Source organism: Maribacter caenipelagi, from assembly GCF_004364175.1.
In the GTDB taxonomy this organism is placed as follows: Bacteria; Bacteroidota; Bacteroidia; order Flavobacteriales; family Flavobacteriaceae; genus Maribacter; species Maribacter caenipelagi.
This window is the reverse complement of the sequence record NZ_SNZW01000020.1, coordinates 77710-101571: the sequence shown is the minus strand read 5'-3', so window position 1 is coordinate 101571 and position 23862 is coordinate 77710. Positions and strand designations below refer to the sequence as shown.

Below are 23862 nucleotides of genomic sequence, written 5' to 3'. Positions count from 1 at the left end.
TATTTAAAAATGGTCATTTTCCGTTTTATTTTTTTTAAAAATTCAATTTCTATCTCAAAAAGCGAAGCTTTTGTGTTAAAAATTGAATTAATCATCAATTAACACCACGATACCATAAATCAATTAGAAACTGTATTGGGCTGATAATAAAAGGGAATAGTCCACGTAAACTCTTTTACATCACCCAGAGTTTTAGTTACCACCAAGGTATTCTTACCTTTCTGCAAGAACTCTCTATCTATAAAGGCTACAATACCAAATTGCTCTGAAACAGCATTATCTTTCTTAAGAAAATCAATAACTAATGGTGTGCCATTGAGCATAACCTTATGATATTTTTCATAGCAGTCAAGAAAATATTTACGACTATTCAGTCTGTTCTTCTCATTACTCAAACTCTCATCTTCAATAAATTCACCACATGTATCTTTTTGATAATTACGTTCATGGTGAAAAACAGGAATAAATAATTTAACAGTATTGCCTTCAATAATATCTGATTGTATTTGTGGAGTCAATAAAAATGATTCATCAGAATTTTGATCACTATAGTAACTTAAATACATAAGACTAACATCATGATCTTTTGGAAAAATCAAATGAAAAATATTTGTATCAGTTACTTTAACAAAGGTTAAAAACATACCAGAAACAAAAAACATCAGAACGAGATATACTAAGGATTTTTTCTTTTTAAAATTCGTTCCAAATACCATGGTTACTTGAAGTAAATTTCTGTATAGCGGACCATAAGTTACCATCGAAGCCAATCTTACAGTTTTGAACATCCATGTTTGGATACCAACATTGCTTTTGAACTTTTTTAAATTTCCTACTATCCCAAAAATCGTTTGAAGTACAATCAGACCCAAGATGAGAAAAAGCGGAATTAAGAGTATGTAACTAGGTACATAGTCCAATAACAAATTGTAAATCAGCATGTACACACTTAGAAACAAAGACATATAGGAATAAATCAAGAGAATGGTAAATGCAACGGAGAAAATAACACTACATAATTCATCTACTTTTTGAATAGTTTCCTCTTGTTTTGGAAGTATTGCTAAAAACAACTCTGTATAAACTTTAGAGTAAGCGCTGTCTTCAACACTATAATCAGGGAACACGGAGTTTAATCCGACCAGTCCTATCCAATAAGCCCGTAAAATAAAATGTATTACAAACATGGACACTAGAACACTAATCGCCAGCAACCCTATGATTGTTATAGTATAGCCATAGATATGCTGTTCAATAGGCAGTAGGTCTATTAATTTATTAGTAACCCACTCTATAAAGCCAAACAACTGGAACGTACCAAATATAGCAATGGCGGAAACCAATAATTCTGCTTCCCAACTTTCTTCTTTAAGTCGCTGAAGCCATTTTATGTTCTTTTTATTTTCTACAAATGGGGTAGTTTCTGGTGGTAAACTCATTCTGTGCGTAAAATCTTAATGGTTGGTAAGACTAATATACCGTTTCTTTAAAACTTAGGAAACATTAAATCATTAAGAATCAAACTCATCAAAAAAGCAATTGATTACAGCATCTAAATCCTCCTGTATTTTAGGGTCGGTACAATTAATAAGAATTGAAAAAACAAGTTGCTCTTTTGGGTAAACAAAGAAATTAGCATACCCTCCTACTCCGTTACCAACATGCCCAAAGAACTTTCTGCCTTTTGCATCTTCACTTACCTGCCAACCTAAACCGTAGTAGGTAGAATTACCATCTACTTCTTGCGCAGTTAAAAATTGATTCAAAATCTCTTCTTTGAACTCAATTTTCTTATCTAAAAAAGCTTGTCCGAATTTTGCAATATCTTCAGAGGTAGACAAATATCCGCCTCCTGCTAATTTGTAGAAATTGTCAACAGGTATCGCTTTTTTAAACCCCGATATACTCTTTGTATAAAATGTAGTTATCGTATTATTTTTTGGCAATGAAGAAATACAATTTACATCTTCACTTATCTGTTTTCGATTGTAGTTAGAATGACATTCTGGAATGTATGTATTTTTCATCCCTAACGGATTCAAAACCCTTTCTTGCACATATTCTTCAAACGGAATTCCGCTTGCTACTTGCATTGCCGCAGAGATCATTGCCCAGTCAAAACTATTATATAAATATTCGGTACCTGGTTTGTATACTAAAGGGTCATTCTTAAACAGCCCTAATCCTTCAGTGATGGACAAAGGTTTATTAAGCCCATATTCCTTTCCTTTATAAACTCGAATACCTGCGGTGTGACTTGCCAATTGTCTTATAGTAAAATCCCATTCTTTTTTTGGATAATCTGGCAAATAGGTATAGAAAGATTCATCTAAATCAATTAATCCTTCTTGTACCATGTTTACTAAAGAGGTTGCTGCTATGGGCTTTGATACACTAGCGATTCTAAAAATGGATTTTTTAGGATGTATCAATTGTTTACGCTCCAAATCAGCATAACCATATCCTTTTTGAAAAATTGAGTTTCCTCTTTTTAATACAGTTATTGCAATTCCGGGTACTTTATCTTCTTTTATAAGTTGTTGAAGTAGAAAATCTGCTTTTAACAATCCAGTCAAGTCGGTATCACCTGCCAAAATGCGTTTAGCAGCAAATACGTTCTTCAAATATTTTAGTATCGGGTTCATTCCACAAAGATCAAGCGACCATTATACAATTCTTCTACCTCAACTGTTACAGGTCGGTTATAACTTTGCAAATCGCCAGTTCCTCTCAAAACACCAGTTAAACTTTCTTGCGGATTCACCAAAATATCATTAGACCCCCTATGGTTCACATTTACCCGCTTGGCTATCAATTTATCTGCCTCTACCCTAGAGTCACCTGCTGCAATGCTTATATTGAAGCTTTCTGCGCTACCTTTTAATTTGAAATAAGAAATTCCATTACTGGTGATACTTAAACTGTTAACGTCTAATTCTAAATTGAATTCACCATCTGTCGTTTCTGCTTCGGAATCTGTAAAACTTTCTGATAACAGGCTTAAGCTCTCAAAAGCCAAAACTCCGTCACTTTGTATCGGGAATCCCGTACTGCTGCGAATACTTGTTAAATTTGGTGTAGTGACATAGACTACTGTAATACCATAATCGCGAATATAATTACAATCATTAGTATCTGTAAGTAACAGTCGACCATCTTCAACAACTGCGGCTACTTCATTTCGTAAATTCTCGCCTGTTTCAATTTCTACTTTTTGTGTATCTGCTTGTTTAACAACTAAGGTTATATTTTCAAAAGCTGTAATGGTCGTAAATTCTTCTACAGACACTTCTTGCCTAGTAATTTCACCAGTATCTTGAAAACAATCGGAAGCATTTTCAGAGTCACAAGAAATAAAAAGTAATACGAAAAATGTGGACAAACCAAAAAGGTCTCGACTGCTCTCGACCAGACAACTAAGTGAATTATGTATCATTTTTATCATCTTACAATCTTATTCCTATTCCGAATTCTACGGCTTCTGCTTTTGCACCATGTGACTTTAATGAAACCGAACCATATATTTTATCTCCGAAATAACGTTTTAAACCCATTCTATTATACATACGCCCCTCAAAATCAAAAGGGTAATAAACATAATAGCCCAATTGAGATATTATAGACATTTTGTTGATAAACAATTCATGTCCTACGAATACCCCAACTCTTTTGTAATCGTCATCAGCTTCAACGTCATTCTCCGGAAAAGCAATACTTTGATAGCGAATCAATTCCTTTAAAAAATTAGAAAAATAGACATCTGCACCCAATTGAATAGCGCTTTTTCTTCCCACTCTTTTATCTGCATAGGTAGAAAGAACTACAAACCCATACTGACCAGAATCAATAACATCACTTTCGTTTATGCCTGTTCTTAAAGCAAAATTATAACGCAAAGGTTCAGTTACTTTTTCCTTTTCACGATGTACATACGCTATATCTTTGCCCCCATCTAAATCATAAATAAAACCGGCATTGAAAGCCAAGGTGTTGGTTGATGTATTTGGTGCTCTAAAATTAGCATTGGAATAATGAATTACAGAAATACCTGCTTTAAAACCTAATCCCTTGAAAATATTTTCTTTGTGGTAATTCAACATTAAATACGTTGAACTTAATACATCTGATCCATAAGCGTTATTTCTAAAATTGATTGCCTTGTCATACGGATTCGTCGCATAAGCCACACCCTGACCAACACGCAACTGCATGTTACGTCTAAAGAAATAAAAATTATAATGAGCATACAGTCCGTAACTATCACCTAGCGTGCTACTATTTGTATTCTGATAAATAAAAGAATAACCCAAATCAGGATAATTATATAACTCCTCCCATTCTTCTTTACCGTACGTCTTACGGTTATAGCTCAAAATTACTCCATCGGGGTGCGATGTAATTAAATGAGATATATCTGGGTTATGAAGAATTATAGACCCATAAAACTGACTAGCATCTAGGGTATATCTTTTTTGCTCACTAGGTTCTTGTGCGAAGCAAAAGCTTACTGAAATCAGTATAATTGAAAGAAACTTAAAATTCATTGGGGGCAAAAATAGTTATAAGTACGAAGTACCATGTACAAAGTACAAAGTTCTTTCTTACAAATTATGTAATTTCAAAAGCAACAATGTCACTTCGAGTGAATTTATGAGGTACGAAGAAATTTTTATCGAGAAGCTGTCATGTTCCAAAGGTTCTTGTTACATTTTCACATCTCCGTTACTCTACTATATAAAAACACTATAACTAACAATTTAGTTATCCAAATCTAGAACAACGCTTCCGCTATAGCCTTAATATTATCTGATTTACCCATAGAGTAATAGTGCAATACAGGCACACCGGCATCTTTTAACTCTTTAGACTGCTGAATAGCCCACTCAATACCTACTTTGCGTATATCTTTATTTGTTGCACAACCATCAATAGCTTCAATTAGGTCTTGAGGAAGATCAATTCTAAATACTTGTGGCAACAATTGCATATGTCTTTTTACTGCAATTGGTTTAATACCTGGTATTATTGGCACAGTTATGCCAATATTCTTTGCTGCCTCTACAAACTCAAAGTACTTTTTATTGTCAAAGAACATTTGGGTTACCACGTAATCGGCACCAGCATCTACTTTTTCTTTTAATCGCTTTAAATCTGATTGTAATGACGGAGATTCTAAATGCTTCTCAGGATAACCGGCAACGCCAATACAAAATTCACTTGAATATTCAGATTCTATGGTTTCATGTAAATACTTACCACAGTTTAAATCTTGAATCTGCTTCACCAAGTTAATTGCGAATGGGTGTCCGCCATCCGTAGGTTCAAAATATTTCTGTTCACTACGCGCATCACCACGTAAAGCCATAACATTTTGTATTCCTAGATAATGGCAGTCTACCAACATATATTCCGTTTCTTCTTTTGTAAAACCTCCACAAAGAACATGTGGTACGGTATCTACATTATATTTATGTTGAATAGAAGCACAAATACCAACCGTACCAGGTCTCATACGCGTAGTCCTCCTGTCTAAGAGCCCCTCTTTTGCAATATAAATAGTTTCCTCACGTGATGTGGTCACATCAATAAAAGGCGGATTAAATTCCATTAACGGATCAATATTATTATATAATTCTTGAATATTGCGTCCTTTAACCGGTGGTACTATTTCAAATGAAAAAAGCGTCTTTCCTTTGGCATTGGTGATATGGTCTGTTACTTTCATAAGCCCCCTAGCCCCCCAAGGGGGAACTTTTACTCGGGTATTTTTAATTATCTAATAATTTATCTAACTATTTGAGTATAACTCAATTTACAATTTTGCCTCCAATTTTCATTATTAATCAACTGCATATGCTTTTTATAATAAGAAAACAATACCCCCTTTTGGGGCTAGGGGGCTTCAACTATGTTCGGTGCAAGCCATTTTTCGGCTTCTTCAAACGACATGTCTTTGCGTTCTGCAAAATCTTTTACTTGATCTTCCTTTATTTTACCAAGTCCGAAATAACGAGCTTCAGGATTTCCAAAATAATAGCCACTTACCGATGCCGCTGGCCACATGGCCAAACTATCCGTTAATTCTACTCCAATAGTCTCTTTAACCTTAAGAATTTCCCAAATGGTCAATTTCTCTAAATGGTCTGGACAAGCAGGATACCCCGGTGCCGGACGAATTCCTTTATACGATTCCTTTATTAAATCTTCATTACTTAAGTCCTCATTTGAGGCATAACCCCAATGTTCCGTTCTAACCTCTTTATGCAAATATTCTGCAAATGCTTCAGCTAAACGATCCGCCAATGCTTTTACCATTATGGAATTGTAATCATCAAGATCTTTCTCATACTGTGCCGCCAATTCTGCAGTACCAAAACCTGTTGACACACAAAAACAGCCAATATAATCTTGCTTACCGGTCTCTTTAGGAGCAATAAAGTCTGCCAAGGCATAATCTGCAACACCTTCTCTACGCTCCAATTGTTGACGCAGGGTTCTAAAAGTATACTGCTCGTTATCTCGCCCTTCGACTGCGCTCAGGGTGACATAAATATCGTCATCGTTAATGGAATTTGCAGGAAATAAGCCAAAAATACCTTTTGCCTTTAATTTCTTCTCAGAAATTATCTTGCTCAGCATCTCTTGAGCGTCTGCGAATAAATCGGTTGCTTGTTCTCCAACAACCTCATCGGTCAATATTGCCGGGTATTTACCGTGCAATTCCCAACTTCTAAAGAAAGGAGTCCAATCAATATATGGCACAAGAAGGTCCAAATCTAAATCCTCAATAACCTGAATACCCAATTTGTTCGGTTTTACGATTTCAGATGTTTTCCAATCTATTTTAAACTTATTTCTACGGGCAGCAGAAATCGGTTTATAGGTTTTACTTGATGAACGATTTAAAAACTTTTCCCTAAAGACGTCATAATCATCTTTAATACTTTTCTTATACCCTTTTGATGTTTCTTTCTGTAACAAATCGCCAACTACGGTCACTGCTCTAGATGCATCGTTGACATGAACTACTGCTTCTTTGTACTGTGGATCAATCTTAACCGCCGTATGTGCCTTACTGGTTGTAGCACCACCAATTAATAAAGGAATCTTGAAATCTTTACGATCCATTTCCTTTGCCAAATGCACCATTTCATCCAATGAGGGCGTTATCAATCCGCTAAGTCCTATAATATCGACATTGTGCTCAATTGCGGCAGCGATAATTTTCTCAGATGGCACCATGACCCCTAGATCAACAATCTCATAGTTATTACAAGCTAAAACTACACCCACAATATTTTTACCGATATCATGAACATCGCCTTTTACCGTTGCCATTAATATCTTTCCTGCATTGTCCGAATCTCCTACTTGCGGATTCAACAATTTCTCTTCTTCAATATATGGCAATAAATAAGCTACTGCTTTTTTCATTACTCGGGCAGATTTTACTACTTGTGGCAAGAACATTTTTCCACTTCCGAATAAATCGCCAACCACGTTCATACCGGTCATCAAATTACCTTCAATAACTTCAATAGGTTTATCTGCAGCAACTCTAGCTTCTTCTACATCTTCAACAATATATTGGTCAATACCTTTTACCAAGGCACGTGTAATTCTATCTTGTAACGGCTCTTCTCGCCATGAAAGATCTATCTTACTTTCTTTAGTTTTCTCAACTACAGATTCTGCAAAATCAAGCAAACGTTCGGTTGCATCGTCTCTTCTATTTAGAATAACATCTTCAACACGTTCTAATAAATCTTTGGGTATATCGTCATAAACCTCTAACATACTAGGGTTCACAATTCCCATATTCATACCTGCCTTTATTGCATGATATAAGAATACTGAATGCATTGCCTCACGTACCGGATTATTCCCCCTAAAGGAGAAAGAAACATTACTGACTCCGCCACTAACACTTGCATGTGGCAGGTTTTCACGCACCCATTTTGTTGCTCTTATAAAATCTAAGGCATTTAGCTTATGCTCGTCCATACCCGTAGCAACTGGGAAAATGTTTAAATCGAATATAATATCTTCCGGCGCAAAGTTGACTTTATTCACCAAAACGTCATACGAACGTTTTGCAATCTCTATTCTACGATCATAATTATCTGCCTGCCCAACTTCGTCAAAAGCCATTACAATTACCGCTGCTCCGTATCGTTTTATCAGCTTGGCATGATGTATAAATTGCTCTTCACCTTCTTTTAAGCTAATGGAATTTACCACACATTTACCCTGAACTACCTGTAGACCCGCTTCAATGATTTCCCATTTAGAGCTGTCTATCATAATAGGCACACGAGAAATATCTGGCTCTGCAATAACAAGGTTCAAAAATTTAACCATAGCCTGCTTTCCATCAATCAGACCATCATCCATATTTATGTCGATAATCTGAGCTCCGTTCTCCACTTGCTCCCTGGCAACTGCCAATGCTTCCTCAAACTTCTCTTCTTTTACAAGACGAAGAAACTTTTTAGAGCCTGCAACGTTTGTCCGTTCACCAACGTTTATAAAGTTGGTTTCGGGAGTGACAATTAGGGGTTCTAATCCGCTAAGCTTTAGAAAGCGTTGTTCGTTGTTCGTTATTCGTTGTTCGTTTTCTTTACTCATAATTTCTTGTGATAATTTATGAATCCGTTCAACAACTTTTTCACTCTTTCTATTTCTTTCAAAACGTTATCTATATCTGAAATATAATTTAAATCTCCTGCTAAAATTAACTGAGTCTCCAACTCAAATAAGGAGCCTCTTGCTATATGTAAAAAATGGATTGTTTCTTTATTTGATTGCCTTCCACAACCTTCAGCAATATTTGATGGCACAGAAATAACACATCGTCTAACCTGTGCGGTTAATGAAAATTGTTCATCCCGAGGAAAGGACTTAGTCAAAACATAAACCGTTTTCACTAGCATTCTAGCCTGCACCCAAATATCTAATTCTTTATAATCCATTTATTATTTAAAAACTACGATAAACCATTAACGAGAAACTAAAAACGATTTATCAACCATCAACCGACAACGGTCAACTTTCTAGGTTCATATTTAGCCACGACTTCTGCAATCGCCGTAATATGCTCAGGGGTTGTTCCACAACAACCACCTACTATATTTACTAATCCTTTTTCTGCGTATTCTTTAATTTGTTCTGCCATTTGATCGGGAGTCTCATCGTACTCTCCAAAGGCATTCGGTAATCCAGCATTAGGATGTGCCGAAACCGCATGCTCACTTTTGGTCGACAATACCTCTAAATGTGGCACCAATTGATTCGCACCTAATGCACAATTAAACCCTACAGATAAAATAGGAATATGAGAAATCGATATTAAAAATGCTTCAGCCGTTTGTCCTGATAATGTTCTACCTGATGCATCTGTTATTGTACCACTTACCATGATAGGCACATCGATATTTCGCTCTTCCTTTACTTCTTCAATAGCGAATAATGCCGCCTTTGCATTTAAAGTATCAAAAATGGTTTCTACCAATAAAATATCTGAACCACCATCTAACAAAGCTTCCACCTGTTGTTTATATGCTATACGTAACTCATCAAAAGAAACAGCTCTATACCCTGGATCATTTACATCTGGAGACATACTTGCCGTTTTATTCGTAGGACCTATGCTACCGGCTACAAATCGTGGCTTATTCGGTTCTTTAGCCGTGAATTCATCAGCTACCATTTTTGCAATACGCGCAGATTCATAATTCAACTCATACACCAAGTCTTCCATATAATAATCTGCCATTGCTATAGTAGTACCTGAGAATGTATTGGTCTCTACGATATCGGCACCTGCAGCGAAGTACTTACGGTGTATTTCGGCAATTGCCTCTGGCTGTGTTAACGATAATAAATCATTATTGCCTTGTAAAGGGTGTTCCCAGTCTTTAAAGCGCTCTCCCCTAAAATCTTCTTCAGTAAATTTGTAGCGTTGAAGCATGGTACCCATGGCACCGTCTAATATGAGAATTCGCTCTTTTAAAATTTCTTTTATATCCTTCATTTTACATTGTAAAAGATTCTATGTTCAATAAAAAACTAATTCGGAATCAAGTAAGGAAAGTTAGGCTAGATGCCTTTTCTTAAGTTATCTGTCTTTTATTTGTTTTTACAAATTCTGCTAAAGTCAGCAGGCTAAAGATAGAATGTAGCACCTTCTTATTCGTTTGGAAAAGGGTTGCCAAGGTTTCAATGGGTCTAGTCCCTCCACCTTTCTTGATAACGTTTCAATATATTTATGAACTATTTGCAAAGTAACGGTACAGTATGCTTTAATCCAAAACTTCAACAGGTTTTTTAACCCACGAATTTTTAGAAAATTGTCATAAAAAAACCTTCGCATGCATAAAGCACCCGAAGGTTGTGCTAATCAAATAATTACTTTATGCTATACTCTGTACTACTTCTTTTTTAGCTTCTTTTTTAGAACCATCAAATCCTTCGACTCCGCCAACGGTAGTATATTTCATTACATATCGCTTACCCGGATTTATTTGTTGGTATGCATACTGGCACATTACCGCAGCTTCATGAAAACCTGATAATATCAATTTCAATTTACCTTCGTATGTATTTACATCACCAATAGCATATACTCCTGGTATGTTTGTTTGGTAATCTTTTGCATTGTTTACCTTAATCGCATTTTTATGAATATCTAATCCCCAATCGCCTATCGGACCTAATTTTGGTGACAGACCGAACAACGGAATAAAATTATCTACCTCTAAATACGTATCTTCTTTCTCCTTATCCGTATGCTTAATCACAACAGCTTCAAGATTGTCTTTACCGTGCAATTCTTTTACCTCTGCTTTTGTAATCAATTTAATTTTACCAAGCTTAGCCAATTCAGCAGCTTTTTCAACAGAATCTAAAGCACCTCTAAATTCATCTCTTCTGTGTACCAATGTCACTTCAGACGCTACATCAGTTAAGAATATTGCCCAGTCTAAAGCTGAATCACCACCACCTGCAATCACCACTTTTTTATCGCGGTATACTTCTGGATCTTTGATCATGTAAGAAACACCCGTATCCTCAAAGTTTACAATATTCGAGATAGGCGGTTTTCTTGGTTCAAAAGACCCCAATCCACCAGCAATAACTACAACAGGAGCATTATGCTTAGTTCCTTTATTGGTTGTTACCACAAATGAACCATCTTCTAGCTTATCTAAAGTTTCAGCTCTTTCGCCCAAGGTAAATCCTGGTTCAAAAGGTTTGATCTGCTCCATTAAATTATCTACCAAAGTACCTGCTAAGATTTCTGGAAATGCCGGAATATCGTAAATAGGTTTCTTAGGATATATCTCTGAACACTGACCACCTGGTTGTGGTAATGCATCTATTAAATGCGTTTTTAATTTTAATAATCCTGCTTCAAACACCGTAAATAATCCGGTTGGTCCCGCTCCTATGATGAGCATATCTGTTTTAATCATAATTTTCTATTAGTAATGAGGTAGTTACAATGAGTATTTAGATTTCCCTTACACTCACCGAACCACTTCTATATTCTACTTTTATATGAACTTTGTACTTATTACTCTTTACTTATTCTACTTCGCTCAACTTAGAATTCTGTTGAGAATACTGATTCTTTGCTTCTACTAATGCTTCTCGATGTTTTACAACCTCACCGATAATGATAATTGCCGGGTTAGATAGTTTTTCTTTTTCTACCACATCAACAATGGTAGCAATGGTAGCAACACCTACTTTTTCGTTGTCACGTGTTCCATTTTGAATAATGGCGATAGGCATATCTGCTTTTCCTTCTCCTTTAAACAATTCTACTATTTGCGGGAGTTTTGACATACCCATTAAAATGACCACCGTAGCACTGCTTTTTGCTGCTAAAGCAACATCGACAGATAATTTATGTTCCTTGGTCGTCCCCGTAATTACCCAAAAACTTTCTGATGAACCTCTTTTGGTTACCGGTATATTTTGATATGCCGGCACACTTAAGCTTGATGAAATACCGGGTACCATCCCAACTTCTAATCCGTGAGATGCGGCATATTCCATTTCTTCCGAACCGCGACCGAAAACAAAAGGATCTCCGCCTTTTAACCGTACCACATGTCCCGCAGATTTTGCCCTGCTGACAATAAGCTCGTTGATCTGCTTTTGTTGATATGCGTAGCAACCTTTGCGCTTACCTACAAAAATCAATTCGGCATTCTTTGCATAGTCCAACAACTCCTCGTTTACCAATGCATCGTACAAAACCACATCTGCATTTTCTAAAGTCTTGATCGCTTTTAAAGTGATGAGCTCTATATCTCCAGGTCCTGCACCAACAACAGTCAACCTCCCTTGACTTTGCGAGGGAGTATCAACTATTGAATTGATTGTTTTTTGATTGGATAGATTATTGGTATGCATGTTATGCTTCTGCTAATTCTTGTTCTCTAAATTTTGCTACCGTCTCTAAGAATACTTTGGCATCCTTGATATAAGACTCGGCAAATTCTTTTGTTGGCTCATTCTGATTCAATTGAAGTACTAATTTCTCGAATCCGCCTGCAATGGCAATTCTACCATCGGCTACAAACTTCTCATCAAAATCTTTAATGATACTTACATGCGTATTCACTTTAGTATTCTCAGATGTTAACATTGCTTTCGCTGAATTTACCATAGAAGAATATGCGTGATATATACTAGCGGACCATTTTTCTGCATCGAACATATCTTGTGCATTCTGTATTTTTTCTTCACTCTCAAAAAGTAAAGTAGCGATCAAATCGATAACCACACCAGCACACTCACCTACACCAATTGCCTTTTCATAACGTTCTGTATTACCCCAGTCAATGAAGTCTTCTGGAGTTAAATCATCTACAGATGATAGTGGCGTTAGAAAATCATAGAAATACATTTGACCTTTTTCCGCATAATAATCTGGGAACGATAAATCGCCACCATTGGCATCATAATCATTTAAGATTAAACGTAATGCTTCAGGTCCTCTTTTACTTGGTACTTTTACTACTTTATCTGCAAAACGACCTTGACCGTTACCATCTGTACTACCACCTAACAATACTTGCAGTGCCGGGGCAACTAATTTATCTTTTGTACGAACGGACATCCCTTGAAAACCAATATTTGCCATATTGTGTTGACCACATGCGTTCATACAACCACTGATTTTTATTACAACATCTTCATTATTGATGTAATCAGGATATTCGGTTTTTATAACCCTTTCCAGTTCCTCAGCTATACCCGTACTACTTGCAATACCTAAGTTACAGGTATCTGTACCTGGGCAAGCTGTAATATCCAAAGCCTTATTATAACCCGCTTCAGCAAAACCTAATTTCTTTAATTCCGTATAGAAAAATTCAACATTTTCTTCTTTTACAAAGGGAATTAATATGTTTTGACGCAGCGATAAACGAAGCTCTCCTGCTGCATATTTCTGTACCAAGTTCGCTAACAAACGCGCCTTATCTGTATAGAAATCCCCTAATAATACTTTAATCCCCAAAGCAACATAACCTGGTTGTTTCTGCGAAACTACATTTGTAGATTTCCATTGTTCAAATTCTTTTGAATCTTCTATTTCAACAGTAGGAACTTTTAGATCCGATACTTTTGTTTTTGGATATTCTTCTGGATCAATAGGAAACGTATCAAAAGGAACCGCTGTTTTTTCTGCTGCCAGCAATTCTTTGAATCCTTCAAGACCCAAATCTTTCAATAAGAATTTCATTCTTGCCTTTGCCCTACTCTTACGTTCACCGTAGCGGTCAAAAACACGCACCACAGTTTCCATTAGCGGAATAATCTGGTCTGCCGGCAAAAAGCTATACAACTCATCTGCATGTCTTGGCTGAGAACCTAACCCACCACCCAACATTACTTTAAAACCGACTTCTCCATTTTCGATTTTGGCGATAAAACCTAAATCGTGCATGTATGATAAACCAGTATCGGCATCACTCGCAGAGAAAGAAACTTTGAACTTACGCCCCATTTCTTGACTCACAGGGTTTCTTAAAAAGTACTGAAACAATGCATTTGCATATGGCGAAACATCAAAAGGCTCATCTACATCAACACCAGCCGTTTCACTTGCCGTTACATTACGTACCGTGTTACCACAAGCTTCTCTTAACGTAATATCGTCTTTTTCAAGTTCTGACCATAACTGCGGAGTCCTGTTTAAATCCACATAGTGAATCTGAATATCTTGACGCGTAGTTATATGCAATCTACCTGTAGAATATTCATCTGATACATCACAAATACGTAGCAATTGCTGAGAAGTCACCTTACCATATGGCAATTTAATACGAATCATCTGAACCCCTTCTTGACGCTGACCGTAAACACCACGAGCCAAACGTAGACTTCTAAATTTCTCTTCATCTAATTTGCCGCCGTGGAACTCATGAATCTTGCGTTCCAGTTCTAAAATATCTTTAGCAACTACTTGATTCTCTATTTCTGTTCTAAAACTCTGCATGCTTCGGTATTAAGTATTCAGTACAAAGTACTGAGATGATTTATTACTATATTTTGCCTATAGATTTTATAGACTTAATGAAAACAGCCAATATTAATATTGACCTTTTTTATTTAACTAATGAAACCCGCACCTACGGTACTATTGGATTTTGTATCTATTAAGATAAATGACCCGTTAGTTCTATGGTCTTTAAATTGATCATAGAAAATTGGTTTGTTTAAACGGAAACTTACCTGGGCAATATCATTCATACCCAATGCATCTGTTTCTGTATCGATACCTGAATAATCAGGAGCAATTTTATGATGTACCTGCTCTACTTTCGCCAATACTTTATTGACACCGTGTTGTACTATATATTTATTTCCAGCAGCTAACGGCAATGAATCCATCCAAGAGATGGTTGCCGTAAATTGTTTATCTACCGTAGGTAAATCTCCAGCTTTCACTAACATATCTCCACGACTTAAATTGATTTCATCTTCTAAAGTAATCGTCACTGATGAACGCCTAGATGCGGTTCTATACTTTTTATCGTGGAAATAAATATCCTTTATTTTAGAACGTGTTTGCGATGGAAGCGCTACGACCTCATCTCCTACGCTAAGTTCACCACCATATACTTTTCCAGCGAATCCTCTAAAATCGTGATGCTCATCTGTCTTCGGGCGGATAACATATTGTACAGGGAAACGTGGTGTACCTGCATTGAAAATATCCTTTCTATCCAAGGCCTCAAAATGTTCTAACAAAGTAGGACCGGTATACCAAGGTGTCTTATCAGTTTTATTTACTACGTTATCACCTTTTAAAGCACTAACAGGAATAAAAGTTATTTTCTGATCCTGATAATCCCTCTTTGCCATCAATGCCTCAAAATCGGCTTTTATCGCATTGTACGTTTCTTCAGAATAGTCTACCAAATCCATCTTATTAATAGCTACTACTACATCTTTAATACGTAATAGGTTATTGATAAAAAAGTGTCTATTGGTCTGCTCAATCACCCCTTTACGTGCATCAATCAATATAATTGCTGCTTGAGATGTTGAAGCTCCCGTAACCATGTTACGTGTATATTCTACGTGCCCAGGAGTATCTGCAATAATGTAACTTTTCTTTGCCGTAGAAAAATAGATATGAGCCACATCAATGGTAATACCTTGCTCCCGCTCTGCTACCAGACCATCTGTTGCCAAAGAGAAATCTAAATAATCGTATCCCTTTTGCTTACTGGTTTTTTCTATTGCTTCTAACTTATCGCTGGTCAAAGATTTTGTATCATAAAGCATTCTCCCAATCAAGGTGCTTTTACCATCATCTACACTACCTGCCGTTGCTATTTTTAGTACTTCCATTCTAAAGCTGTTCGCCTTTCGCTATTCGCTATTGGCTTTTTAATATTATTGTTATTGCTAGCAGCTAATCATTTAACTGCCTACTGCGACTGAATACTGTTTTCTAGAAGTACCCTTGTTGTTTTCTTTTCTCCATCGCTGCTTCTGAACGCTTGTCGTCTATACGTGCTCCTCGCTCTGAAATAGATGAATCTCTAATTTCTTCTACTACCTTATCTATAGATTCCGCATCTGAAAGTACTGCAGCGGTACATGACATATCACCCACCGTGCGAAAACGTACTAATCTTTCTTCCACAACCTCATCTTCTTCTCTAAACACGATACCATCTTCTGCTGACCAGATCATACCATCTCTTAAGAACGTTTTACGTTTGTGTGCGAAGTAGATGGAAGGAATTTCGATTTGCTCTTCTTTGATATAAGACCAAACGTCTAGCTCTGTCCAGTTAGATATTGGAAAAACTCGTACGTTCTGACCTAATTCTATTTGTCCGTTCAACATATCGAACAATTCCGGACGCTGATTACGTTCATCCCATTGTCCGAAATCATCACGAACGGAGAAAATACGTTCTTTAGCACGAGCCTTTTCTTCATCTCTACGCGCGCCGCCGATACAAGCATCGAACTTAAATTCTTCGATTGCATCTAATAATGTCGTCGTCTGCAAGCTATTTCTACTTGAATATCTACCTGACTCTTCTTTAACCTTACCTTGATCGATTGAATCCTGAACATTACGTACAATTAACTCTAACCCTAACTCCTTAACCAATCTATCTCTAAATTCGATAGTTTCAGGAAAATTATGACCCGTATCTATATGCATTAATGGGAAAGGAATTTTCGATGGCCAAAATGCTTTTTGAGCCAAACGAACCAGTGTAATAGAATCTTTTCCTCCTGAGAATAAAAGAACCGGCTTCTCAAACTGAGCGGCAACCTCCCTAATGATATAAATTGCCTCATTCTCAAGTGCATTTATATGGGCTGTATCTTTTAAAAGATCTTGGGAAGGCGTTACTTCCAATTCCGTACTTGTATTAATCATTCTATATTTTCTTAGATAAATTATCTTATTCTTTTCTACGACCTTAGATTAACTATGCAATCCGCATTCTCTGTTCTCCAACACCTTAGTTGGGTCAAAATAGTTATGCTCGTTCGGAAGATTATATTTCTTTAAATAGGCATCTAACTGGGTATCGTTCCAGTGGTAAAACGGACTCACCTTTAAAACCCCGTCTTTGCTTAGACTTAAAATATCTAAACTATCGCGGTGCGCAGTCTGCCCTTTTCTTAGGTTCGTAAACCAAACATCTGGCTTAAATTCTGCCATTGCCCTTTTAAAAGGCTCCAACTTTACTTGTTCGGTAAACTCGGCATGCCTAGGGTCATTAATTTGTGGAATACCCATAACAGCATCTCTATGAGCAGTAGTTTGTTTTGGTACAAATAATTTTACATTCAAATTTAGCTTGCTAATTATCTCATCTGCATGTTTATACGTTTTCGGAGTGTTGTAACCCGTATCGCACCACACTACAGGAATATCTTTTTTTACACCAGACACCGCATGTAATATAGCCACTTCATATGGTCTAAAATTAGTTGTTACTACCGGAGTGGTTGCGTGCTTTACTGCCCAAGAAATAATTTCTTCCGGCGGTATTCCTTTAAACTGAATGTTCAATTTCTGAACTTGTGCTTCTGTCAATGCCATAATCCTTTTCTTTATTATTTACCCCACTTTACTAAATTCCAAAAACGCTCGTGAAAGAAATACAATATCATTTTTGTTACAAAATCTATAGAGGCTATTGATGCTGCGACAGAAAACTCACCTGTAAGCACATAAGATATAATCAATGTATCTACCGTACCTATTACTCTCCAACTAAAAGCTTTGGCTATACTACGAATTGGCTTTTCAGATGTTTTATCATCTTGATACGTAGTTTTGTTTTCCTTTTTATTTAATATAAGTTGATCTGCAATCATCTTTTACTTAATTTTTATTACCCTACTAATTTAATAGAGTTTTCAAAAATAGTATTATTTTCCAATGTAGTCGCTAAAAATCAAGGTAAATTTCTATTACCCTATAGATTTAGTAGATTATTAACAAATGAGCATGAAAAATAAATATTTCGCAATGAACTAAACCACCGCAACTTAAAGAATGAACTAATATTCTGAATTTACGAGATGATATCCTTTAATGTATTATTTCGGTATACATCTAAAGCACTATCCCTAACTTGTAGCATTAACTTATGAACTGAACAGGTGTTCTCATCGGGACAATCATCACAGGTTTCATAGAAATTAAGACTTACACAAGGTACCATAGCAATAGGTCCCTCAAGAACTCTCATAACATCGGTCATAGATATTTCTTCTGGAGACTTTAATAAATAATAGCCACCTCCTTTGCCTTTTTTAGAGCCTAAAAATCCTGTCTTTCTTAAACTTAGAAGAATACTCTCCAAGAATTTTTGGGATATATTCTCCTTCTCCGCAATTTCTGAAATTTGAACAGGTTTCTTATCGGGTTGTGTTGCCAAGTAGGCAAGCGCTTTTAAACCGTATTTTGTCTTTTTCGAGAGCATAACGCTAAGATAGCCAAATAATAAAATATGTATTAAATACTTGAACAAGCCTTTTTTACGTTATAGGCATCCAAATCAATTCTACCTATTTATGAAAAAAGTATTTTTTTTATCACTTATTACAGTATTTAGTTTAGTCTTCACTTCTTGTTCAAATGACGAAGATGCCGTTTCAAATGCTAGTGAATCAGAAATTACCGGAACGTGGAATCTTACCGCCCTTGAAACAAAGGACGGTAGATCGGACACCAATTTCGATGGCACTTCTATACTAACCACATTTACAGCCGTTGGTAAAGATTTTAATACCGTTGTCACCTTTTCCGAAAACCCTAACATAGTAACCAGTGAAGGTTCTTACACCACAGTGGTTACGACTACGGTTATGGGAGAAACTTCTACAGAAGAGGAAACCGGTGAAGATTTTTTTGAAAGTGATGAATGGAGACTAGATGGTAGTACATTATACTTTGGTTCTGGTGAAGAAGAAGTGGGATTCACCATTACGGAACTAACAGATTCCAAAATTTCCCTACGTTATGAAATTGATGAAACAGTTGATTTTTTTGGTGCTACTACTAGTGTTAGCGCAACCTACAATATGACATTGACAAAATAAATCAACCCACTTAAAACAAAAAATGCCCGGTATATACCGGGCATTTTTTGTTTCTTCTATTTTGACATTACCCCAAAGCCTGAGAAATATCTGCGACAATATCATCAATATGTTCCAGTCCTACAGAAATTCTTACCGTACCATCTGAGATACCCACGGCAGCACGTTCCTCTACGCTTAATTTACTATGTGTTGTTGATGCAGGATGCGTTACTATAGTTCTTGAATCTCCTAAATTAGCAGAAAGGGACAATAATTTAATGGAGTCGAAAAATTCCCTACCTGCTTCTAAACCGCCTTTAACCTCAAAGGCAACTACACAACCACCAGCTTTCATTTGCTTTTTAGCAATCTCGTATTTAGGATGTGATTTTAAGAATGGATATTTTACCCAATTCACTTTATCATTCCCCTCTAAGAATTCCGCTAATTTCAAGGCATTATCACAATGTCTGTCTACACGTATAGCCAGTGTCTCTAAACTTTTAGAAAGTACCCAGGCATTGAATGGTGATAACGCAGGACCCGTAATTCGAGAAAAACGGTATACTTTATCCATCAACGCTGCACTACCTACAGTAATGCCTGCCAAAACCCTGCCTTGACCATCCATCAATTTTGTACCTGAATGAATAACCAAATCCGCACCAAACTTAATAGGCTGCTGCAAATAAGGTGATGCAAAACAATTATCGATTACCAAGATCAAATTATTCTTCTTTGCAATCTTACCCAACTCTTCTAAATCTAATACATCTACACCAGGATTCGTCGGAGTCTCTGCATAGATGATTTTGGTTTTCGGTGTGATTAGACTTTCTATTTCCTCTAATGCATCTATCTTGAAATAGGTATGGTCAATATTCCATTTCGGGAAGAAATTGGTGAACAACGAATGCGTTGAACCAAATATACTTCTAGCCGATAGCACATGGTCCCCACTATCTAACAAAGCCGCCAATGTAGAAAACACTGCCGCCATACCCGATGCAAATGCGAATCCGCTTTCTGCACCTTCCATCTGGCAAACTTTTTCTATAAACTCAGATGAATTCGGATTAGAATATCTTGAGTATATATTACGTTCTTTCTCTTCTGCAAACGACGCACGCATATCTTCGGCATCTTCAAATACAAAACTAGACGTTAAGTATAACGGTACTGAATGCTCCAAATTTTCTGTACGCTTCAATTGCGTACGTATGGCGTTCGTTTCAAATTTATTGTTGCTCTTGTTCATTGTACTAATTCTTTTCTATTCGAGTTTCTTCTTTCATGTACTTCGCACTTAATACTTTGTACTTTGTACTTTTCACTACCCTTTCTCCGCAATCCTCAATATATCTCCAAATACCCCTCTTGCGGTAACGGCTGCTCCGGCACCGGCTCCTTGAATTACTAACGGATTTTCACCGTAAGATTCCGTATAAATTTCTATAATGGAATCTGATCCTTTTACCTGCCCCAAGGCACTTTCTTTTGGTACTGATATCAATTTCACATCTAATACCCCTTTTTCTTTTTGAAGGTTTCCATGTAAATCACCAACATAACGTAGTACATGATTCGGTTTCTGTTTCTTTTTGATTTCACTGAATTTAGCATCTAATACATCTAAATTCTCTAAAAAGTAGGCTACTTCTCCGTCTTGTAATTTTTCTGGAATAAGATTATCAATATTTATATCTGCAAACTCATTATGCAAATCTAACTCTCTTGCTAAAATCAATAACTTTCTACCTACATCATTGCCCGATAAATCTTCACGAGGATCTGGTTCTGTAAATCCTTGCTGCATCGCATCTTTTAAAATGGATGAAAACGGCACATCTACTTCCGAAAAGGTATTGAATATATAACTTAACGAACCTGAGAACACTCCTTTTATCCTGGTAATATTTTCTCCAGATAAATGTAATAACTTAATAGTATCTATCAAGGGTAAACCTGCGCCTACATTGGTTTCGTATAAATACTGCTTTTGATTTTTCTGCAACTCTTCACGCAATAACTGATAAAAATCGTATCGTAATGTATTCGCAATTTTATTTGAAGAAACAATATCAAATCCGCGTTCCACAAATTCAAAATAATTTGCTACAAAATCTTTACTCGCTGTATTATCAATAACTATTAGATTCTCTAAATGATGACGCTTTGCAAAATCAAATACATCATCCACTTTATAGGATTTTCCTTTTTGCTTTAAATTCGTTTTCCAGTTTTTGGTAATTCCCTTTTCATTCAACAAAATCTTTTTGGAGTTAGCTATACCAAATACTCTAAGGTCTAATTTCTTGCGATCCTTAATTGTTTTAGCCGATTTTAGAATTTGATCAATCAGTGTTCCTCCTACATTACCATGTCCGAAAATCAGAATATTGATTTTTTTGCTGATTCCAAATACTTGACCGTGCATGACGTTTACCGCCTTGTGTAAATCAGATTTCTTCACCACCAAACTCACATTCTTACCTGATACCGTGTTGTTGAACAACAATGGTACAATTTGGTTTTTGATTAAAGCATTAAACGGATTATGGAACGTACTTAAATCTTGACCTACAATTGAGATAATAGAAACATCATCAATTACCGTAATCATATTGACATCTTTAGATTCAAAATCATTACTGAATTCATTCTCTAATGCCAGTTTCGCTCTTTTAGCCTTGTCTTTCTTTACTACTAATCCGATACCTCTTTCCGATGAACCTTGAGAAATAATACTCACACTAATATTGCTTGACTGCAATGCCTTAAATATTCTGGCATCTACACCTACTTTACCTAACAAGCCGCGACCTTCAATATTGATCATCGCTACATCTTCAATTACAGAAAGTGATTTTATACCATCTTCACTAGACTTAGCGCTTATTAAAGTACCTTCATTATCATCATTAAACGTATTTAAAATTCGTAATGGAATATTCTTTTCTATAAGCGGAATAATCGTTTTTGCATGTAATATGGTTGCCCCAAAATTTGCTAATTCATTTGCCTCTTCGTAAGACAAATTTTCTAACTTTTTAGCTTCTGGAACATAATCAGGATTTGCAGTATATATTCCATCCACATGTGTATAGTTCTGCAATTCCTCAGCATCTAAAAAGTTCGCTAAAAGTGCTGCGGAATAATTACTGCCGTTTCTACCTAACGTTGTAGTTTCACCTTCCAGGGTCGATGCTATAAAACCGGTTACAACCGCAACCGTATCTTTTGGAATTTCGGCAAATTTCAGCAAAACCTGCTCCTTTGACTCTGCCTCCAATACCTTGGCATCACCAAATGTATTATCAGTTTTAATTACATCACGAGTATCTACTAATTGGGCATTGATGCCTTTACCTATCAATAATTTGGTAACCAATTTGGCAGAAATTAATTCACCATAGGCAAGTACCTCATCTTTAATTTTAGCACTGTAATCACCTAATAAAGAAACACCTTCATACAACTTTGCTAAACCTTTAAATTCTTCAGACAGATTGATATTCTTATAGGTATGCTTTTGATATTTCTCTAAAGCTTCAAAGTCCGACTTATAGTCCTTTCCCTTTGCAGCTTGTTCCAACATTTCTTCTAACTGATCCGTAGCTTTTTCCCGAGCCGATAAAACAATGGCTATATTCTCATCATTCTTTACCTTATTGGCAACAATATCCAAAACACGCTCCAAACCTTCACCATTACTCAAGGATTTACCACCAAACTTCAATATTTTGATTTTCTTGATATTGCCATTGGTATTAAAAATTCCGCCTAGCAATTTCTCCATCTGACCAAACTCTATTAAAAAAGCATCATGACCGTGTAACGACTGTACTTCACCATAGGTTACGTTGCTCTTCGCTTGCGCCAATTGCTTAAACGTATCCTTATTTTCTTGTGCGGTAAAGAACATATCAGAATCCACACCAACAATATGAATATTGGTATCGCTATTTTGAAGTTTGATAAAATTCTCATCTCCATCTCTAGTAACATCAATGGTCTTTAACAACTGATTCATCAGTTTGTAAGCAGATAATTGAAAACGTTCTTGTAGCTTATCGCCATGATGCATTAACCAGCTCTCTACGTTAAAAACTTTTAGCTCCTCATTGGTACTTCTTTTAAAGCGTTCTTTGAAGGAAGCCGGAGTTCTATAACATAACATTGCATGCATACGTGCATCATGTACAGGCTGCTTTGAGTTTACCAAGAACTGCTCTTGAATCTGGCAATTGGCAATTAACCAGTCGGTCGATTTCCAATCAGATGCTACAGGAATCAAATGCTCTGTCAATTCTGGTTGCAATGCCGCCATTTCCCAAGCAATACCTCCGCCTAAAGACCCACCGATCAAAGCAAATAAACGTTCTACTTTTAACTGCTGCAAACCTAACAAGAACATTCTTGCTACATCACCAGCTACAAAATCTTTATAGTTTTCAATCACGAACTTGTCATGACCGTTACCGGGAATATTGAATGCCAGAATAGTGTATTTCTGGGTATCTATACATTTTCCATCACCAATAAGTGCTGACCACCAGCCATCGTCACCTGTGACATTTGAGTTTCCTGTAAGGGCATGGTTCACCAAAATAATAGGTGCGGTATGTAGTTTTTTACCAAATACCTGATAAGAAAGCTGTATATCTTGGGTAATACCACTTAAGGTCTTATAATTTTTAATCTGTAGTTGATGTAGCATCTAATTTCAAATCAATTTATGGCTTGGTTTCGGCTACTTTCAACCGCCAC

Annotated in this window: 19 protein-coding genes and 1 riboswitch; of the genes, 1 reads left to right on the top strand and 18 read right to left on the bottom strand. The window is 36.3% G+C overall.

Annotated elements, in window-relative coordinates; translation table 11 throughout:
• Positions 1–119 precede the first annotated feature (119 nt).
• From DFQ03_RS18400 to DFQ03_RS18325, 16 genes are all read right to left on the bottom strand, one after another.
• On the bottom strand, positions 120–1439 hold the full coding sequence (locus tag DFQ03_RS18400) for a hypothetical protein (RefSeq protein ID WP_133674697.1): 1320 nt from the start codon (positions 1437–1439) through the stop codon (positions 120–122).
• A 72-nt stretch (positions 1440–1511) separates the two neighbouring features.
• Entirely contained in the window at positions 1512–2645 is a 1134-nt protein-coding gene (locus DFQ03_RS18395) for a serine hydrolase domain-containing protein (RefSeq protein WP_133674696.1), read from the bottom strand.
• Positions 2642–3436, bottom strand: a complete 795-nt coding sequence (locus DFQ03_RS18390) for a head GIN domain-containing protein (protein WP_133674695.1) — start codon at positions 3434–3436, stop codon at positions 2642–2644. Before DFQ03_RS18390 ends, DFQ03_RS18395 begins: the two co-directional genes overlap by 4 nt.
• Positions 3437–3446: 10 nt before the next feature.
• Positions 3447–4544 carry an acyloxyacyl hydrolase gene (locus tag DFQ03_RS18385; protein ID WP_133674694.1) on the bottom strand — a complete coding sequence of 366 codons (1098 nt, stop codon included), beginning with the start codon at positions 4542–4544 and terminating at the stop codon, positions 3447–3449.
• A 227-nt stretch (positions 4545–4771) separates the two neighbouring features.
• A complete protein-coding gene (gene metF / locus DFQ03_RS18380) occupies positions 4772–5725 on the bottom strand; it encodes a methylenetetrahydrofolate reductase [NAD(P)H] (protein ID WP_133674693.1) in 954 nt (317 codons plus the stop codon).
• 167 nt (positions 5726–5892) lie between these two features.
• Positions 5893–8628: a methionine synthase gene (metH, locus tag DFQ03_RS18375; protein ID WP_133674692.1), complete on the bottom strand. Its 2736-nt coding sequence runs from the start codon at positions 8626–8628 to the stop codon at positions 5893–5895.
• Complete coding sequence (locus DFQ03_RS18370; RefSeq protein WP_133674691.1) at positions 8625–8972, bottom strand: four helix bundle protein; 348 nt, start codon at positions 8970–8972, stop codon at positions 8625–8627. The genes metH and DFQ03_RS18370 overlap by 4 nt, the downstream gene beginning before the upstream one ends.
• Before the next feature lie 59 nt (positions 8973–9031).
• Positions 9032–10033, bottom strand: coding sequence for a homocysteine S-methyltransferase family protein (locus DFQ03_RS18365; RefSeq protein WP_133674690.1), 1002 nt, complete (start codon positions 10031–10033; stop codon positions 9032–9034).
• 120 nt (positions 10034–10153) lie between these two features.
• A riboswitch (SAM riboswitch) is annotated at positions 10154–10255 on the bottom strand.
• Between the two features lie 157 nt (positions 10256–10412).
• Entirely contained in the window at positions 10413–11474 is a 1062-nt protein-coding gene (locus DFQ03_RS18360; RefSeq protein WP_133674689.1) for an NAD(P)/FAD-dependent oxidoreductase, read from the bottom strand.
• A 112-nt stretch (positions 11475–11586) separates the two neighbouring features.
• Positions 11587–12423: a uroporphyrinogen-III C-methyltransferase gene (cobA, locus tag DFQ03_RS18355; RefSeq protein ID WP_133674688.1), complete on the bottom strand. Its 837-nt coding sequence runs from the start codon at positions 12421–12423 to the stop codon at positions 11587–11589.
• 1 nt (position 12424) lies between these two features.
• The gene (locus tag DFQ03_RS18350) at positions 12425–14515 is read right to left on the bottom strand and encodes a HEPN domain-containing protein (RefSeq protein ID WP_133674687.1); all 2091 of its coding nucleotides are present in this window, start codon (positions 14513–14515) and stop codon (positions 12425–12427) included.
• Between the two features lie 113 nt (positions 14516–14628).
• Complete coding sequence (locus DFQ03_RS18345; RefSeq protein ID WP_133674686.1) at positions 14629–15876, bottom strand: sulfate adenylyltransferase subunit 1; 1248 nt, start codon at positions 15874–15876, stop codon at positions 14629–14631.
• Positions 15877–15979: 103 nt separating this feature from the next.
• Positions 15980–16930 (bottom strand): sulfate adenylyltransferase subunit CysD, encoded by a 951-nt coding sequence (gene cysD / locus DFQ03_RS18340; protein ID WP_243834541.1) that lies wholly within the window; start codon positions 16928–16930, stop codon positions 15980–15982.
• Between the two features lie 48 nt (positions 16931–16978).
• On the bottom strand, positions 16979–17602 hold the full coding sequence (locus tag DFQ03_RS18335) for a phosphoadenosine phosphosulfate reductase domain-containing protein (RefSeq protein ID WP_133674685.1): 624 nt from the start codon (positions 17600–17602) through the stop codon (positions 16979–16981).
• Between the two features lie 14 nt (positions 17603–17616).
• Positions 17617–17880, bottom strand: coding sequence for a DUF2061 domain-containing protein (locus DFQ03_RS18330; RefSeq protein WP_133674684.1), 264 nt, complete (start codon positions 17878–17880; stop codon positions 17617–17619).
• Positions 17881–18080: 200 nt separating this feature from the next.
• Positions 18081–18491: an RrF2 family transcriptional regulator gene (locus DFQ03_RS18325; protein ID WP_133674683.1), complete on the bottom strand. Its 411-nt coding sequence runs from the start codon at positions 18489–18491 to the stop codon at positions 18081–18083.
• A gap of 91 nt (positions 18492–18582) precedes the next feature.
• Here DFQ03_RS18325 and DFQ03_RS18320 point away from each other — a divergent pair, with 91 nt between their 5' ends.
• The gene (locus DFQ03_RS18320; protein ID WP_133674682.1) at positions 18583–19110 is read left to right on the top strand and encodes a hypothetical protein; all 528 of its coding nucleotides are present in this window, start codon (positions 18583–18585) and stop codon (positions 19108–19110) included.
• Between the two features lie 67 nt (positions 19111–19177).
• Here the strand turns inward: DFQ03_RS18320 and DFQ03_RS18315 are convergent, their stop codons facing one another.
• Positions 19178–20350, bottom strand: a complete 1173-nt coding sequence (locus DFQ03_RS18315) for a trans-sulfuration enzyme family protein (RefSeq protein WP_133674681.1) — start codon at positions 20348–20350, stop codon at positions 19178–19180.
• A gap of 75 nt (positions 20351–20425) precedes the next feature.
• Positions 20426–23812, bottom strand: coding sequence for a bifunctional aspartate kinase/homoserine dehydrogenase I (gene thrA / locus DFQ03_RS18310; RefSeq protein ID WP_133674680.1), 3387 nt, complete (start codon positions 23810–23812; stop codon positions 20426–20428).
• Positions 23813–23862: the final 50 nt, after the last annotated feature.

Excerpts from the sequence above, each read along its gene's own strand:
- DFQ03_RS18400 (WP_133674697.1), bottom strand. The coding sequence starts at position 1,439 with ATGAGTTTACCACCAGAAACTACCCCATTTGTAGAAAATAAAAAGAAC.
- DFQ03_RS18395 (WP_133674696.1), bottom strand. The coding sequence starts at position 2,645 with ATGAACCCGATACTAAAATATTTGAAGAACGTATTTGCTGCTAAACGC.
- DFQ03_RS18390 (WP_133674695.1), bottom strand. The coding sequence starts at position 3,436 with ATGATACATAATTCACTTAGTTGTCTGGTCGAGAGCAGTCGAGACCTT.
- DFQ03_RS18385 (WP_133674694.1), bottom strand. The coding sequence starts at position 4,544 with ATGAATTTTAAGTTTCTTTCAATTATACTGATTTCAGTAAGCTTTTGC.
- metF (WP_133674693.1), bottom strand. The coding sequence starts at position 5,725 with ATGAAAGTAACAGACCATATCACCAATGCCAAAGGAAAGACGCTTTTT.
- metH (WP_133674692.1), bottom strand. The coding sequence starts at position 8,628 with ATGAGTAAAGAAAACGAACAACGAATAACGAACAACGAACAACGCTTT.
- DFQ03_RS18370 (WP_133674691.1), bottom strand. The coding sequence starts at position 8,972 with ATGGATTATAAAGAATTAGATATTTGGGTGCAGGCTAGAATGCTAGTG.
- DFQ03_RS18365 (WP_133674690.1), bottom strand. The coding sequence starts at position 10,033 with ATGAAGGATATAAAAGAAATTTTAAAAGAGCGAATTCTCATATTAGAC.
- DFQ03_RS18360 (WP_133674689.1), bottom strand. The coding sequence starts at position 11,474 with ATGATTAAAACAGATATGCTCATCATAGGAGCGGGACCAACCGGATTA.
- cobA (WP_133674688.1), bottom strand. The coding sequence starts at position 12,423 with ATGCATACCAATAATCTATCCAATCAAAAAACAATCAATTCAATAGTT.
- DFQ03_RS18350 (WP_133674687.1), bottom strand. The coding sequence starts at position 14,515 with ATGCAGAGTTTTAGAACAGAAATAGAGAATCAAGTAGTTGCTAAAGAT.
- DFQ03_RS18345 (WP_133674686.1), bottom strand. The coding sequence starts at position 15,876 with ATGGAAGTACTAAAAATAGCAACGGCAGGTAGTGTAGATGATGGTAAA.
- cysD (WP_243834541.1), bottom strand. The coding sequence starts at position 16,930 with ATGATTAATACAAGTACGGAATTGGAAGTAACGCCTTCCCAAGATCTT.
- DFQ03_RS18335 (WP_133674685.1), bottom strand. The coding sequence starts at position 17,602 with ATGGCATTGACAGAAGCACAAGTTCAGAAATTGAACATTCAGTTTAAA.
- DFQ03_RS18330 (WP_133674684.1), bottom strand. The coding sequence starts at position 17,880 with ATGATTGCAGATCAACTTATATTAAATAAAAAGGAAAACAAAACTACG.
- DFQ03_RS18325 (WP_133674683.1), bottom strand. The coding sequence starts at position 18,491 with ATGCTCTCGAAAAAGACAAAATACGGTTTAAAAGCGCTTGCCTACTTG.
- DFQ03_RS18320 (WP_133674682.1), top strand. The coding sequence starts at position 18,583 with ATGAAAAAAGTATTTTTTTTATCACTTATTACAGTATTTAGTTTAGTC.
- DFQ03_RS18315 (WP_133674681.1), bottom strand. The coding sequence starts at position 20,350 with ATGAACAAGAGCAACAATAAATTTGAAACGAACGCCATACGTACGCAA.
- thrA (WP_133674680.1), bottom strand. The coding sequence starts at position 23,812 with ATGCTACATCAACTACAGATTAAAAATTATAAGACCTTAAGTGGTATT.